Here is a 13,049-nt window from a genome sequence, read left to right as displayed (position 1 = left end):
TGCTGACTTCATATCCTGTTGACTCCGTCTTATGAATGCTTCTTGCGCGGGCGACTAGCCGACGCGCCCAGCGTATTACCCGGATGGGAAAACAGCGGCACGCGTTTGACAAACAACTTGAGCGCCTGCCAATAAATGGCACTGATGACTTTTACGGTAAACAACGGGAACTGGATCAGCTTGTTTCGCAATACGGAAGTGGTTATTTCCTCGCGCGCAAGACTCATGCAGGCATCGAACACGCAGTTTCCGGCTTCGATCGAGCGGATACTGACAGTGAGGCGGTCACCGGGCGTAGTGCTTCGCCACTGGTACACCTGATCCAGAGGCATAAACGGAGAGACGTGCAGAGTTTTCTGAAAACAGGTTTTCTGGACCCTGTTGCGATTCCGCTCCCCCAATGCCAACACGTACCCGTGTCGTTCATTCCAGGGGGTATTGTGGACGTCTACCAGAAGCGCCTCCACGGCGCTCCCCGTACGATCAAAACAGTAGTAAATACTGATGGGATTCATGTTGTAGCCGAAGTAACGCCAGTTGGCGAGAAAGGCAATGGGTCCCTCGGGACGACAGCCACCCTCCTCTTCCACACGATCCCGCACCGCCTGATCCAGTGGTACATCCGGATTACCGAAAAAATCTTCCCGTCGATATTGCGCCGGCGCCCAGCGACTTTCAGACCAGAGCGCTGTCTGCGCGAGGATTAGCGGCAGCTCATCCAGAAACGCATACACCATGAATCCGCGGTAGCGAAAACTGTGGTTCCGCGGAGCGAAGCGTCTGTGCTGGATCCAGCCAGTGTAAATACCACTGCGCACTAGAACTCGACTCCCAGACCGCGTGCCACGCGCATCGCACTTACCACCCCGTCTTCATGAAAGCCGTTAGCCCAGTAGGCCCCACAAAACCAGGTTCGCCTTACACCGTTGATTTCGCCCCAACGGCGCTGCGCCCTGTTGCCTTCGGCGGAAAACTGCGGATGGTCATACTCGAAGCGCTGCAGAATCTTTTGCGGGTCAATGGCGCTGTCGGCGTTGAGGGTTACGCAATAGGTGTGCTCGCTCTTCAGGCGCTGAAGGATGTTCATGTTGTAGGTGAGCACCGGCAGCGTGTCATGCGCCCCTTGAAGACGATAGTTCCAGCTCGCCCAGGCGGCCCTGCGTGTGGGCAGCAGGCTGGTGTCGGTATGCAACACCACGGAATTTTTTTCGTACGGTATCTGACCCAGCACTTCCCGCTCCGCGGCATTCGAGTCCAGTAACATGTTCAAGGCCTGGTCTGAATGACACGCCAGCACCACCTCGTCAAAAGATTCACACTGATCACCGCCCTGAGCACCCTGGAAGCGCAATTCCACCCCCTGCTCCAGGCGGCGGACACCTGTTACCGGTGTGGAGAGGTGTATTCGATCGCGAAACCCCGCTGTGAGTGGGCCGATATAGTTGCGGGAGCCGCCCTTGATCACCCGCCATTGAGGTCGGTTAAACAGATTCAGCAGGCCGTGGTTGTAGAAAAAACGAATGAAAAAATGGACGGAAAAGTCCAACATCCGCGCCATGCTCGCGGACCAGATGGCGGAGCCCATCGGCACCAGATAGCGATAGGCGAATTCGCTGGAATACTGGTTGCTGGTCAGATAACTGCCCAGTGTCATTTCCTCATCAAGTACACCCTGTTTCCAGTCTGCGACCGCGTCGCGGTTAAAGCGCACGATATCCCTGAGCATACGCCAGTGGCCGCCATCAAGCAGATTGCGACGCTGCGCAAAGAGTGAATTGACGCTGTTGCCGGCATACTCGAACTGCTCCAGTGGCGACACTACACTGAAGCCCATGTCCGTGGGCTGGGACTCCACCCCGAGTTGCGCCATCAACTTGATGAAGTTGGGGTATGTCCAGTCGTTGAATACGATGAAGCCCGTATCCACCGCTAGCCTGTCGCCGCCGTGCTCGACATCAACGGTGGCCGTGTGTCCTCCCAGCCTGTCCCCCGCTTCAAACAGAGTGATCTGGTGCTTCTGTTGCAGCAGATAGGCCGCAGTAAGGCCGGAAATTCCGCTTCCGACAATAGCGATACGCATCAGGCGCTCCTCAACTTTCTGATTCTGGTGATACGTGGCGCACACAGTCTGTGCCACACAGGCTTCAAGACCCCGAGTATCCGCAGTGGCCAGCTAAGGCGACGGGGAAAATCGATGGTGGAACCACTCCCTGAAAGCCCACGCAGGATACGATCCGCCGCCTGCTCGGGACTCATCAATAACGGCATTGCAAAGTCATTGCTTTTCGTCAGCGGTGTGTCGATGAATCCCGGACGGACAAGTACCGTGCGCAGCCGCACGCGGCACGTATCCGCTCGCACCGATTCCATGAAATAACTGAGCGCGGCCTTGGAGGCCCCGTAAGCCTCGGCCCGGGGAAAACCCACGACGGAAGAGAGGCTGCCAACGGCGGCAAAGACCGGTGCCCGGCTGTTTGCGAGCAGGGGAAGCGACTGGTGCAGGGTGCTCACAACCCCGAAAAAATTGACATCAAATACCCGCCGATACATGTGTACGTCCAGCTCGAGGTTGTCTTCGTACTCGCAGATCCCCGCACAGGCGATCACCAGATCGAGCTGGTCGGTGATCTCCGCGAGTTCCCGCCCGGCCTGCGCCATGGAGACGTCGTCACTAACATCACAGGTGAGCACCTTGACCAATTTCGGCGACGGCTGCTGAATTTTGAGCAACGCGTCCCGGTTGCGACCGCTGATAATTACAAAGTGCCCATCGGCAGCCAGCCTGCGCACCAACGCCGCACCAATTCCCGAGCTGGCACCGGTTATCCAAACCATCTTTTTGCAAGTTTGTGCCCGCTCTTTCTGCGTTGACGTTACATTCTGCCAGCTCATCTCATTTCCTCCCCACGGGAGGGCGTCGCGGCGGACATCGGCGCACGCCGGCTTCCGCTCGCCAGCCGGCCCTTGACCAGATTCACGACCGCGCCGAGTACCGGAATCTGTTCGTAGACCATCGCTCCGAGATCGTAGATGTCCTCATGTTCGAGCACCCGTTCCGCAGTCGGATCTATGGTGAGTAGTGAGGCACCGCGCAACGACAGCAACTTGCCGCCGGCCAGCTTCGGATGGCGGTAGTGCATGGTCCACCACAGCGAGGCTCTGTCAGCGCTTGCCAGCGTCTGATCAAACACAAAGCGGCATTCACTCAGATTGGCGGCCATACCGGCGAAGTAATCCTCAACTGCCGGGAGGCCACGCAGCGTATGGATCGGGTCGCGAAAGATGACACTCTCCGCATAAACATCGCGCAATTGTCGGGGATCCATGGCGAGAAAATCCCCGTAAAGATCTTCGAGTTTCTCTAATAGCGGCGCCATTCAAGGCCCCTCCTCATTAAACCCAGTACTTTGGCTGCATACGCTGTCAGCCGGGTATTGGATTACATGACCACCAGTTCACACTCATGCACTGAGCAGGGAGGGCAGAGGAGAGATGCACAAGTGATCCGAATGCGTTCACGCTGCGTAAAGTAAGGCGCGACTGTGATACCGGGCGAACAAAGAGAGCGAATCGTATTACCATGGCGGCAATGGAATCAGGAAAAGGTGGCCTGAAGGCAATGCAGTCTTCCCCGCAAACACGAGACGACGAGTGGAGTACCCTGCTGGTAAAAGTTGGGGTATCGCGGGATCGCGTGGCATTTGAGAAGCTCTTCAACCACTTTGCGCCGCTGATCAAGGGGTTCCAGTTCAGTCGCGGTGGGCAGAGTTCGGCGCCGGAAGCCGCCGATGAACTGGTTCAGGAGGTGATGTTCCGGGTATGGCGCAAGGCGCCAAGTTTCGATCCGACCGTCTCCTCAGCCAGCACCTGGGTATTCACCATTATGCGCAATTGCCGAATTGATGCGTTGCGCCGCAACAGTCGCCAACCGGATACCGATGACAGCCTGGAAGTGGATGACATCTGGGATGAACGCTTTGACAACCAGCCTTTGGTCTATCTACAGCAATCCCGAGTTCAGATTACCGTAGAAGCGGGTCTCAGCAGTCTGCCTCCGGAACAGAGTCACGTCATTGAAAAAGCCTATATGGAGGGAAAATCTCACAGTGAGATCTCTGCGGAGCTGGGGCTGCCATTGGGGACCGTCAAATCCCGAGTGCGCCTGGCATTAAAGAAACTGCAGAGCACACTTGTCAGGTAGGTAACCATGATTCAACACCATCCCGACAACAACATGCTGCTGGAATACGCCAGTGGCAGCCTTAACTGGGCACACAGCCTGGTGGTGTCCGCGCACCTGCAGCTTTGCCCCAAGTGCGCGGCACAGTTGAAGTTGCTAAACAGCATTGGCGGCGCATTGCTGGAGTCCGCGGTACCGCCCGCAAATCACACCGATGATACCGAGAGTGCTTTTTCACGGCTGATGGGCAGGATCGATACAAATGAAAACGTGGTGGATCGCGTGGTGGAGGACGCTAAGAATCCATCCCCTTCACGGGAACCGGTCTTCTCCAGTTTGCCTCCAGTGGTGAAAAAACTGATGCAGCGCAATCCCGTGCTGAAGTGGCGCCGACTGTCCAAGGGACTGCGGGAGGCGCGGTTGAAGACCGGCCAATCCCGTCACGAAGTGGCATTCCATCGCATTGCGCCCGGTAATAAAGTGGCCGAGCACGATCACCGCGGCAAGGAGATCACCATGGTGCTATACGGAAGTTTTTCCGATGCGGACGGAGTCTATTCACGGGGCGATTTTCTGGTGCGGGAACCCGGTGAGGTCCACCGCCCTACCGCCACCCTGGATCAGGAGTGTCTCTGCCTTTCCGTAGTGGAGGCGCCGGTGGCGCTCACTGGATTCCTGGGCAAGCTTGTGAACCCTTTTCTGTCCATAAAGCCGCAATAACGTCTACCTCGCGGCCGTTATCCAGAGGCCCGGAAAGCCCGGAGTTATCCGTAATACTGTTCACTTAAGCAGCTCTGTGGCGGTGCCGCTACCGGGTGAACAGCATTACGCAGTAATCCGGGCATTGCATTTATTGATAACCTAGCGCGCGCCGGCAATCACACCACTTCCCACATTGGGACTACCGCCTTTCTTAAAGCGCTCCTTGAGCAACTCCCAGCGCTCGCGAATCGCCGCCATTTTTTCTGCCCGCACATGGCCGTAACCACGCACCTGCTGCGGCAGTGCCAGCAGTTCAGCCGCCAGCTCAGCATTGGCAATGCTCAGATTCCCAGCCACCGCGGTCACCACGTCGCGCACTTCCCGGGCCCAGCGGCGCTCCTCGCGACGCTCCGCGGTATAGCCGAACACATCAAAGATACCGCCGCGCAATACTTTGCCTTTGGCCAGTATCGGTAACACTTTTGCCAGCCATGGGCCGAGTGTAATTTTACGGATTTTGCCGCTGGCGTCCGGTCGGGCAATCAGTGGCGGCGCCATCAGGAAACGGATTTTGTAGTCACCGGCGAATGTTTCACGCAACTGTTGCCTGAACGACGCTCCGCTGTACAGACGCGCCACCTCGTACTCGTCTTTATAGGCCATGGCTTTGAACAGGCTTCGCGCGGCGATACGGGTGAGGCTCCCGGTACTTTCCTGAAGACGATTTTCCGCCCGCTCAAGCGCAGTGATCGCCGTGGTAAATTGTCGCGCGTAGCCGGCGCCCTGGTATTCAATAAGCTCATTGGCCAGTCGTGTCACCAGTTGTTCAGTAGTTTCCAGCGGCTCAGCAATGTGTACGGCCTGAGCCGGATTCACCAGTTGATCAAGCGCAGCGGCATCGACCGCAAGCAGGCGACCGGCGCGGAACGCGCGAAGGTTATTTTCTACGGCAACGCCATTCAGGGTAACCGCGCGCTCCACGGCATTCTGTGAAACAGGAAGCAACCCGCGCTGGCAGGCGTAACCGAGCATCATAAGGTTTGCCGCAACCGAATCTCCGAACAGCGCCTCGGCGTAGTGGTTTGCATCAAAGCCGAAATATTCTCCAGCCACAGAGCGGATACTGTCCGCGGTGGCGTCCGCAGGAAACGCCAGCTCATTGTTACGCACAAATGCAGCCACCGGAACTTCGGCGGTATTAACCAGTGCTTTCATGCTGCCACTGGCAAACTTGTGGCGCTGCGCCGCCGCGGTCACCATATCGAAAGCGAGCAGCAGGTCGGCGGCACCATCGCGAATGCGCGCGGTGGTGATGTCTTCCGGCGTGTTCCCCACTTTCACATGCGCCACGACCGCGCCATTTTTCTGCGACAGCCCGGTGAAATACAGAGTGGTACTGCCCTTCTGTTCCAGGTGCGCAGCCATGCCCAGCAGCGCGGCCACGGTAAGTACACCGCTACCACCGATACCGGCAACCAAAATGCTCAGTGGCTGCTCGAGTTCTGGCGCCGGGGCATCCCGCAGATTTTCTGTGGCACGGTCAATGGCCTCAGCCAGCGTATCCAGTGCCGGTTTTTTCAGTTCGCCGCCTTCCACACTGACAAAACTCGGGCAGAAGCCGTCGGCACAGCGCATATCCTTGTTACAACTCGACTGGTTCACCTGGCGCTTGCGGCCAAACCCGGTTTCAAGCGGTTCCACGGCAATACAGCTCGACTGCACGCTGCAATCGCCGCACCCCTCGCAAACGCGATGGTTAATCAGCAGGCGTTTTGCCGGGTCCTGCATCTGCCCCTTTTTGCGGCGGCGGCGCTTTTCCGCCGCGCACACCTGCTCGTAAATGATCGCGGTGACCCCGGCCGTATCGCGCAACCGGCGCTGCACCTGATCCAGTTCGTCGCGATGGAATATCTGCAGGTCCGCCGGCAACAGATCGCGATGCTGCCGCCAGTGATCGGGGTTTTCACTGACCAGACACACCTGCCCCACTCCTTCCGCCAGCAGCTGCCGGGAGAGTGTGGGTACGGTGACTTCACCATCGGCAGGCTGGCCACCGGTCATGGCCACCGCGTCGTTCAACAGGATCTTGTAGGTGATGTTGATCCTGCTCGCCACCGCCTGGCGGATCGCCAGCAAGCCGGAGTGGTTGTAGGTACCATCGCCCATATTCTGGAAAATATGCTTGTCACTGGAAAAGCGATGCAAGCCCACCCAGTGCGCGCCCTCGCCTCCCATATGGGAATAGGTATCCGTGCGCAATCCCTTGCCAAGCGCCATGATGTGGCAGCCGATACCGGCACTGCCGGTGCTGCCTTCCGGTAATTTGGTCGAACTGTTGTGGGGACAGCCGGCGCAGAAAATCGGTTCACGGGCGAGCAACCCGCTGGCTTTCTGCACCACATCTTTTCCGAGTTTTTCTGCCAATGGCGACAGGCGCGTCGCGAGTTCGGTATCCGCCAGCCAGCGCGCAATGGCCTTCGCCACTTGGTCTGGACCAAAACCCCAGACGGCCGGCAGCAGGTCATTGCCGTCGAGGTCTTTTTTGCCCACCACTCTCGGGCGCTGCTGATCCGGCCAGCCGTAGAAGAGGTTTTTCATCTGGTCTTCCACCAGCGGACGCTTTTCTTCCACTACCAGAATCCGCTCCATGCCGCGGGCGAATTCCGACATACCGCGGGGCTCCAGCGGCCAGCTCATGGCGACCTTGTGGATGGAAATACCCGCGTCCAATAGATGCTGCTCCGTTAGCTGCAGCAACTTGAGCGCTTCCAGCAGGTCGCCATGGGCCTTGCCAACAGTGACGATGCCAAAACGTTTTACCGGCGCTTCGATGATGGTCCGATCGAGCTTATTCGCATAGGCAAAAGCGCGCGCTGCAGGCAGACGCTCTTCCAACATGCGTCGCTCGTACTCGAGGCGCTCGGCGGGCCAGTTGAGGTGTAGATCGTAATTGAGACCGTGGGCCGGAACCGGGAACGAATCCGGCAGTACAAACCGAGGCAATCCCGGCACCACAATGGAAGCTCCGGATTCCACGGTTTCGGTGATGGTCTTGAAACCAACCCAAAGGCCGGAGAAACGGGAAAGCGCGATACCCGCAAGGCCCAGAGTAAGGTATTCGTCGATGGTGGCGGGAAACAGCAGCGGCATCATCACCGACTCGAAAATCTGGTCGGTGTTGTGGGAAAACATGGAGGACTCCGCGGTGTGGTCGTCGCCACAGAGCGCCAGCACACCACCGAGCTTCGAGGTCCCCTGGATGTTGGCCTGGCGGAAAACGTCGGCGCTGCGATCCACGCCGTGCCCCTTGCCATACCAGATAGAAAACACCCCGTCGCGGGTGGCCTGTTGGCGGTAGTGATCCAACAACTGGGTTCCCCAGATGTTGGTCGCACCAAGATCCTCATTGATACCAGGCTCAAAGTGGATATCCCGCTCGGCGAGCAGCTTCTTGTGGCGCCACAGTGCCTGATCGTATCCACCGAGAGGTGAGCCGCGATAACCGGAAATGAAACCGGCCGTGTTCAAGCCCGCCTGTTCATCCAACTGCTTTTGCATCAACGGCAGGCGTACCAGAGCATCGATACCTGTGAGAAACACGCGTCCGGATTCCCGGGTAAACGCCGCCGTCAGGGAGTACTCCCGGTCAAAGCCCAATTCCTGATCAGTTTCGACCATCGCCATGGTGGGGACCTTCTCGCTGTTTCCGGCGCCGGATGCAAAGGGGGGCAAGTCGGCGTAATCCGGTGATAATTTGTTGTTTTCCGTACGCTATCACCGGAAAGACGAGCAGGTCATACCAAATTCACTAGAAAACGCGAGCAAGACGGAAAGAATTCACCACTTCTCTACCGGTTTCTGCAATAATCAACAAGCCGTGGACAATTATTGAGAATCTTTATCAAATTGTGTCCCACCGCCGGTTTCAGTGCCTGCCCGAGCGCGGGTAATTGGCGATTCCCGATTGAACCAGTTCAACAATCCGGTCACGGGAAGTATGCTTTTCAAGACAATGTCCGCGGTGGCAGCTGTCGCATTCGCTACCAGCGCCACCTAATTTGCACCTAGATCAAAAACAGACGGAAACACCAGGACCCTCCTATGGCCTATATGCTGGACGCCATCGACAAGCACATTCTGGAAATTCTTCAGCAGGACGCGACCATTCCCAATATTGAGCTGGCGGAGAAGGTCTGTCTGTCTCCCTCCCCTTGTTCCCGCCGTGTGAAAAACCTGCACGAACAGGGCTTTATCAAGCGCGCCGTCACCTTGCTGGAACCGGATATGGTGGGCCTACCGGTGAGCGTGTTTATTCAGGTAACCCTGAATCACCAGGTAAAGAAAGAATTGCAGCACTTTGAGTCCACCATTGCGCAGTGGCCAGAGGTAATGGAGTGCTATCTGATGACCGGAGATTTTGACTACCTGTTGCGCGTGGTGGTGCCAAATCTGCATGCTTATCAGGAATTTCTTGACAAGAAATTGACCGAGTTGCCCGGTATCGACCATATCAAGAGCAGCTTTTCACTGAAACAGGTGCGCTACAGAACCGAACTGCCACTGGATCAGCTGCTGGAAAAATGAGTCAGCGGCGAAACAAGCTGAACAGTACACTCAACACCACGCTGATAATGATCATTGAGGTAATCGGAAAATAAACCCGGCTGCGCTCGGATTCGATTCGAATATCACCGGGAAGGCGCCCGAACCAACTGAACAGGCTCGGAAAGAAATGCAGCAGCACGCCGACTAATACCAGCGCACAGCCAAGAATGATCAGCCACTTTGACACGCTTCCGCCCCCTTCAAAGATTCCATTCAGTGTAGAAGTTTTTGCGCACTGCCGAGATAAAACAAAAAGGCCGCGATGTTTGCGCATCGCGGCCTTTTTGTTGAGCGGGTCAGCCCCGCAGGTTATTCACCCGCAGAGGCTGTAGCTTCTGCCTTTTCACCAGGGACGGGGAACCCGCGATCGCGCATCAGCGGCTCGATGCCCGCATCACGGCCACGGAACAAACGATAGGCTTCCGCCGGGTCGATGGCATTGCGCGGTGCGAACAGGTATTTCACCAGCTTGCCCGCCACTTCCTTGTCGTAGAAACCACCCTTCGCCTCGGCAAAGGCTTCAGCCGCGTCAGAGGTCAGCACGTCCGCCCACATATAACCGTAGTAGCCGGCGGAATAACCCTCACCGGAAAAGATATGACCGAACTGAGGCGTGCGGTGGCGCATCACCAGTTCGCTCGGCATACCCAGCGCGTCGAGTGTTTCACGCTCAAATTTATCCGGGTCAATACCTTTCGGATCGGTGGTGTGCAGCTTCATATCCACCAGTGCGGATGCCAGATACTCGGTAGTGCTGAAACCCTGGTTGAAGTTTGCGGCCTTCTTGATCTTTGCAACCAACTCCGCCGGAATCGGTTCACCCGTTTTGTAGTGCACAAGATAATTATCGATAACCGGATCCGTGCTCAACCAGCGCTCCAGCAACTGCGACTGGAACTCGGTGTAGTCACGCACACCGCTGTTCAACGTCGGGTAGGCGACGTTGGACGCGAGGAAGTGCAATGCGTGACCGAACTCGTGGAAGAACGTGGTCGCATCATCCCAGCTCACCAATACCGGCTCGCCCGGTGCACCTTTGATGAAGTTGGAGTTGTTGGAAGCAAGTACCGTTTCCTTGCCATCAAAGGTCGTGTGGTCGCGGTACATACTGGCCCAAGCACCGGAGCGTTTGCCGGCGCGGGCAAATGGATCGAGATACCACAGCCCGATGTGTTCGCCGGACGTCTTATCTTTGACTTCCCAAACTTTCACATCCTCGTGGTATACCGGCACAGAGCTCGCCTTCACTGGGGTAAAGCTGAAATTGAAGAGTTCCCCGGCCACATAGAACATGCCCTCGCGCAGCTTATCCAGCTGCAGGTACTGCTTGACCTCATCGGAATCCAGGTCGTACTTCGCTTTGCGTACTTTTTCCGCATAGAAACGATAGTCCCAGGGTTCGATCTTGATGCCGGCCTTTTCCGCATCGGCAACCGCCTGCATATCCGCCACCTCTTCGTGTACACGGGCAACCGCCGCCGGCCACACCGCCTCCATTAGTTCAATGGCATTCTCCGGGGTTTTGGCCATGCGGTTCTGCAGGCGCCACTCGGCGTAGTTATCAAAGCCCAGCAGACCTACACGCTCATCGCGCAGCTGCAGAATCTCAGCAATGATCGCGTTGTTATCGTGTTCACCACCGTTATCGCCACGGCTGTAGTAATTACGCCACACCGTTTCGCGCAGCGCGCGGTCTTCCGAATAGGTAAGGAACGGGTCCATCGACGAGCGGGTATTGGTGATCGCGTACTTGCCTTTCTGCCCCTTCTCCTCCGCCAGCGCAGCTGCCGCTTTGACGAAAGATTCCGGCAGGCCCTTCAACTGATCACTGCGCAGGAAAATATCGTAGCCCTCCTCATCCGCTAGTACATTATTGGCGAATCTGGTGTGCAGTTCTGCAAGACGCTCGTTTATTTCCGCATAGCGCGCCTTGGCTTCACCGGTCAGGGTGGCACCGTTGGTGGCAAACTCGTCATAGACCAGTTCAACCACGCGCTTCTGCTCCGGCGTCAGGTCTGATTCATTGCGCGTATCAAAAACGGTTTTCACACGCTGAAACAGCTTATCGTTTTGAATGATCTTGGAATTGAACGCTGCGAGCTGAGGCGCCATCTCAGCCTGCACAGCGCGGAACTCAGGAGATGACATGTTGCCACTCCAGATGCCCCAGTACGTAAATACCTGATCAAGCGCCTTGCCGCTGCGCTCCATCTCTTCAATGGTATTGGCAAAGGTGGCGGCATCCGGGTTGCCGGCAATCTGTTCAATTTCCGCAAGATTCTGCGCCATCGCGTACTCAAGCGCGGGCTTAAGGTCTTCCACCTTCATTTTGTCGAAGGCCGGCACGCCGCCATAAGGGCCGGCCCATTCCGTTAACAGTGGATTAGCATTGACAGCATCGGCTGCAGTCGCAGCGGAAGCCACCGCTTGCTCCGATGGCTTGGCCACCTGCGCCTGTTCGGAATCTTTACCGCAGCCCGCAAGGGCCGCGAGTGCGGCGGCAATGGACATCGCGATCAATGTTTGACGCATCGACTCGATCCTCTTCTATCTTTGGAAGTTTCTTTGACTATTTTTAAGATTGTTAAAATCCTGACCGGCCCGAGTGTACCCCGAGGCGGCAGATGTCGCTATGACGCACCGACCAGCCCGCGTTTTTGTATGGCGAAGCGAATTTCACACCGAACAACCCCCTGCTCCTGACCAACTTTGCGGAGAAAAGTCTGTGGGAGGAACCATTTCCATAATTTGATAACGGCTTATTAAGTGAATACTTTTAACCTGCTCATAGAAACCGGGCCTAAGCCCGGTTACACAAAAAAGCTCTGATCAGGCCCGGCGGTCGTCCACAATCGACCCGTACATTTCCAATTCGGCTTCGTGATCATGCTCGCGCCAAGTCTCACGAAGTGCGTCGGCAATCCAGGCCTGCAGGCCCGGCAGTGCCAGTATGCGCTCGCAATAAGCCATGGCCTCATCCCCGAGTGAGAGTTGATAGCCCCGCAAGCGTATGGCTACAGGTGCGAAAAATGCATCCACCGCGGTAAACGAAGCCCCTGCGAGGAAAGGACCTCCGAATTGCCTCAAGCCCTGCAGCCACAATTCCTCAATTCTGTCGAGATCCTTGCGGAGAGCGGTACTTACTTCATGCAGCGCCACGGTCACACCACAGTTCATACTGCACTGATTGCGCAATGCAGAAAATCCCGAGTGCATTTCCGCCGCCGCACTGCGTGCCCAGGCCCTCGCCTGCCGGTCCTGCGGCCACACACGGGGGAAAGACTCGTAGAGATATTCCGCGATCGCGAGAGAATCCCACACGGTGGTCTCTCCATCCACCAGGCACGGTACCAGGCCGGTGGGAGAAAACCTGCGGAACTTGCCCCAGCTGCCACCTTCATCAAACGGCACAAGCTCCTCTTCGAAGGGAATATCCAGTTGGGTCGCCAGCAGCCAGGGGCGCAGCGACCATGATGAATAATTCTTGTTGCCGATAAATAACTGATACATCGCACTCTCCCTTTCAAAAAGTTCGGGTTGCCGGGCAATCCGGCACGCTCAG

At 56.9% G+C, this 13,049-nt stretch carries 11 protein-coding genes; 3 read left to right on the top strand and 8 right to left on the bottom strand.

The annotated features are described in order from the left end of the window. Positions 1-29 precede the first annotated feature (29 nt). Genes FDY93_RS09100 through FDY93_RS09085 form a run of 4 tightly spaced genes read right to left on the bottom strand, consistent with a single transcriptional unit; the run spans position 30 to position 3,377 of the window. The gene (locus tag FDY93_RS09100; RefSeq protein WP_138235414.1) at positions 30-818 is read right to left on the bottom strand and encodes a DUF1365 domain-containing protein; all 789 of its coding nucleotides are present in this window, start codon (positions 816-818) and stop codon (positions 30-32) included. Continuing rightward, complete coding sequence (locus FDY93_RS09095) at positions 818-2,080, bottom strand: NAD(P)/FAD-dependent oxidoreductase (RefSeq protein WP_138235413.1); 1,263 nt, start codon at positions 2,078-2,080, stop codon at positions 818-820. Before FDY93_RS09095 ends, FDY93_RS09100 begins: the two co-directional genes overlap by 1 nt. Further along, positions 2,080-2,892, bottom strand: coding sequence for an SDR family NAD(P)-dependent oxidoreductase (locus FDY93_RS09090; protein ID WP_138235412.1), 813 nt, complete (start codon positions 2,890-2,892; stop codon positions 2,080-2,082). Before FDY93_RS09090 ends, FDY93_RS09095 begins: the two co-directional genes overlap by 1 nt. Continuing rightward, positions 2,889-3,377: a nuclear transport factor 2 family protein gene (locus FDY93_RS09085; protein ID WP_138235411.1), complete on the bottom strand. Its 489-nt coding sequence runs from the start codon at positions 3,375-3,377 to the stop codon at positions 2,889-2,891. Before FDY93_RS09085 ends, FDY93_RS09090 begins: the two co-directional genes overlap by 4 nt. A 212-nt stretch (positions 3,378-3,589) precedes the next feature. On the opposite strand from FDY93_RS09085, the gene FDY93_RS09080 reads away from it, so the two are divergent. Both FDY93_RS09080 and FDY93_RS09075 read left to right on the top strand, forming a co-directional pair. After that, positions 3,590-4,201 carry a sigma-70 family RNA polymerase sigma factor gene (locus FDY93_RS09080; RefSeq protein WP_246068525.1) on the top strand — a complete coding sequence of 204 codons (612 nt, stop codon included), beginning with the start codon at positions 3,590-3,592 and terminating at the stop codon, positions 4,199-4,201. Between the two features lie 6 nt (positions 4,202-4,207). After that, positions 4,208-4,900, top strand: a complete 693-nt coding sequence (locus FDY93_RS09075) for a ChrR family anti-sigma-E factor (protein ID WP_138235409.1) — start codon at positions 4,208-4,210, stop codon at positions 4,898-4,900. A 141-nt stretch (positions 4,901-5,041) separates the two neighbouring features. On the opposite strand, the gene FDY93_RS09070 is transcribed toward FDY93_RS09075, so the two are convergent. Further along, the gene (locus tag FDY93_RS09070; protein WP_246068524.1) at positions 5,042-8,614 is read right to left on the bottom strand and encodes an indolepyruvate ferredoxin oxidoreductase family protein; all 3,573 of its coding nucleotides are present in this window, start codon (positions 8,612-8,614) and stop codon (positions 5,042-5,044) included. A gap of 369 nt (positions 8,615-8,983) precedes the next feature. Between FDY93_RS09070 and FDY93_RS09065 the strand changes: the two genes are divergently transcribed. Beyond that, positions 8,984-9,466, top strand: coding sequence for an Lrp/AsnC family transcriptional regulator (locus tag FDY93_RS09065; protein ID WP_138235407.1), 483 nt, complete (start codon positions 8,984-8,986; stop codon positions 9,464-9,466). A 1-nt stretch (position 9,467) separates the two neighbouring features. Here the strand turns inward: FDY93_RS09065 and FDY93_RS09060 are convergent, their stop codons facing one another. From FDY93_RS09060 to FDY93_RS09050, 3 genes are all read right to left on the bottom strand, one after another. Further along, positions 9,468-9,761, bottom strand: a complete 294-nt coding sequence (locus tag FDY93_RS09060) for a DUF2905 domain-containing protein (protein ID WP_246068523.1) — start codon at positions 9,759-9,761, stop codon at positions 9,468-9,470. Positions 9,762-9,796: 35 nt separating this feature from the next. After that, on the bottom strand, positions 9,797-12,019 hold the full coding sequence (locus tag FDY93_RS09055; protein ID WP_171018945.1) for a M3 family metallopeptidase: 2,223 nt from the start codon (positions 12,017-12,019) through the stop codon (positions 9,797-9,799). Between the two features lie 297 nt (positions 12,020-12,316). Next, a complete protein-coding gene (locus tag FDY93_RS09050) occupies positions 12,317-12,997 on the bottom strand; it encodes a glutathione S-transferase family protein (RefSeq protein ID WP_138235405.1) in 681 nt (226 codons plus the stop codon). Between the last annotated feature and the right edge of the window lie 52 nt (positions 12,998-13,049).

Origin of the sequence: Microbulbifer harenosus (assembly GCF_005771435.1) — a bacterium.
Lineage (GTDB): Bacteria > Pseudomonadota > Gammaproteobacteria > Pseudomonadales > Cellvibrionaceae > Microbulbifer > Microbulbifer harenosus.
This window is presented reverse-complemented; position numbering and strand designations above follow the sequence as displayed.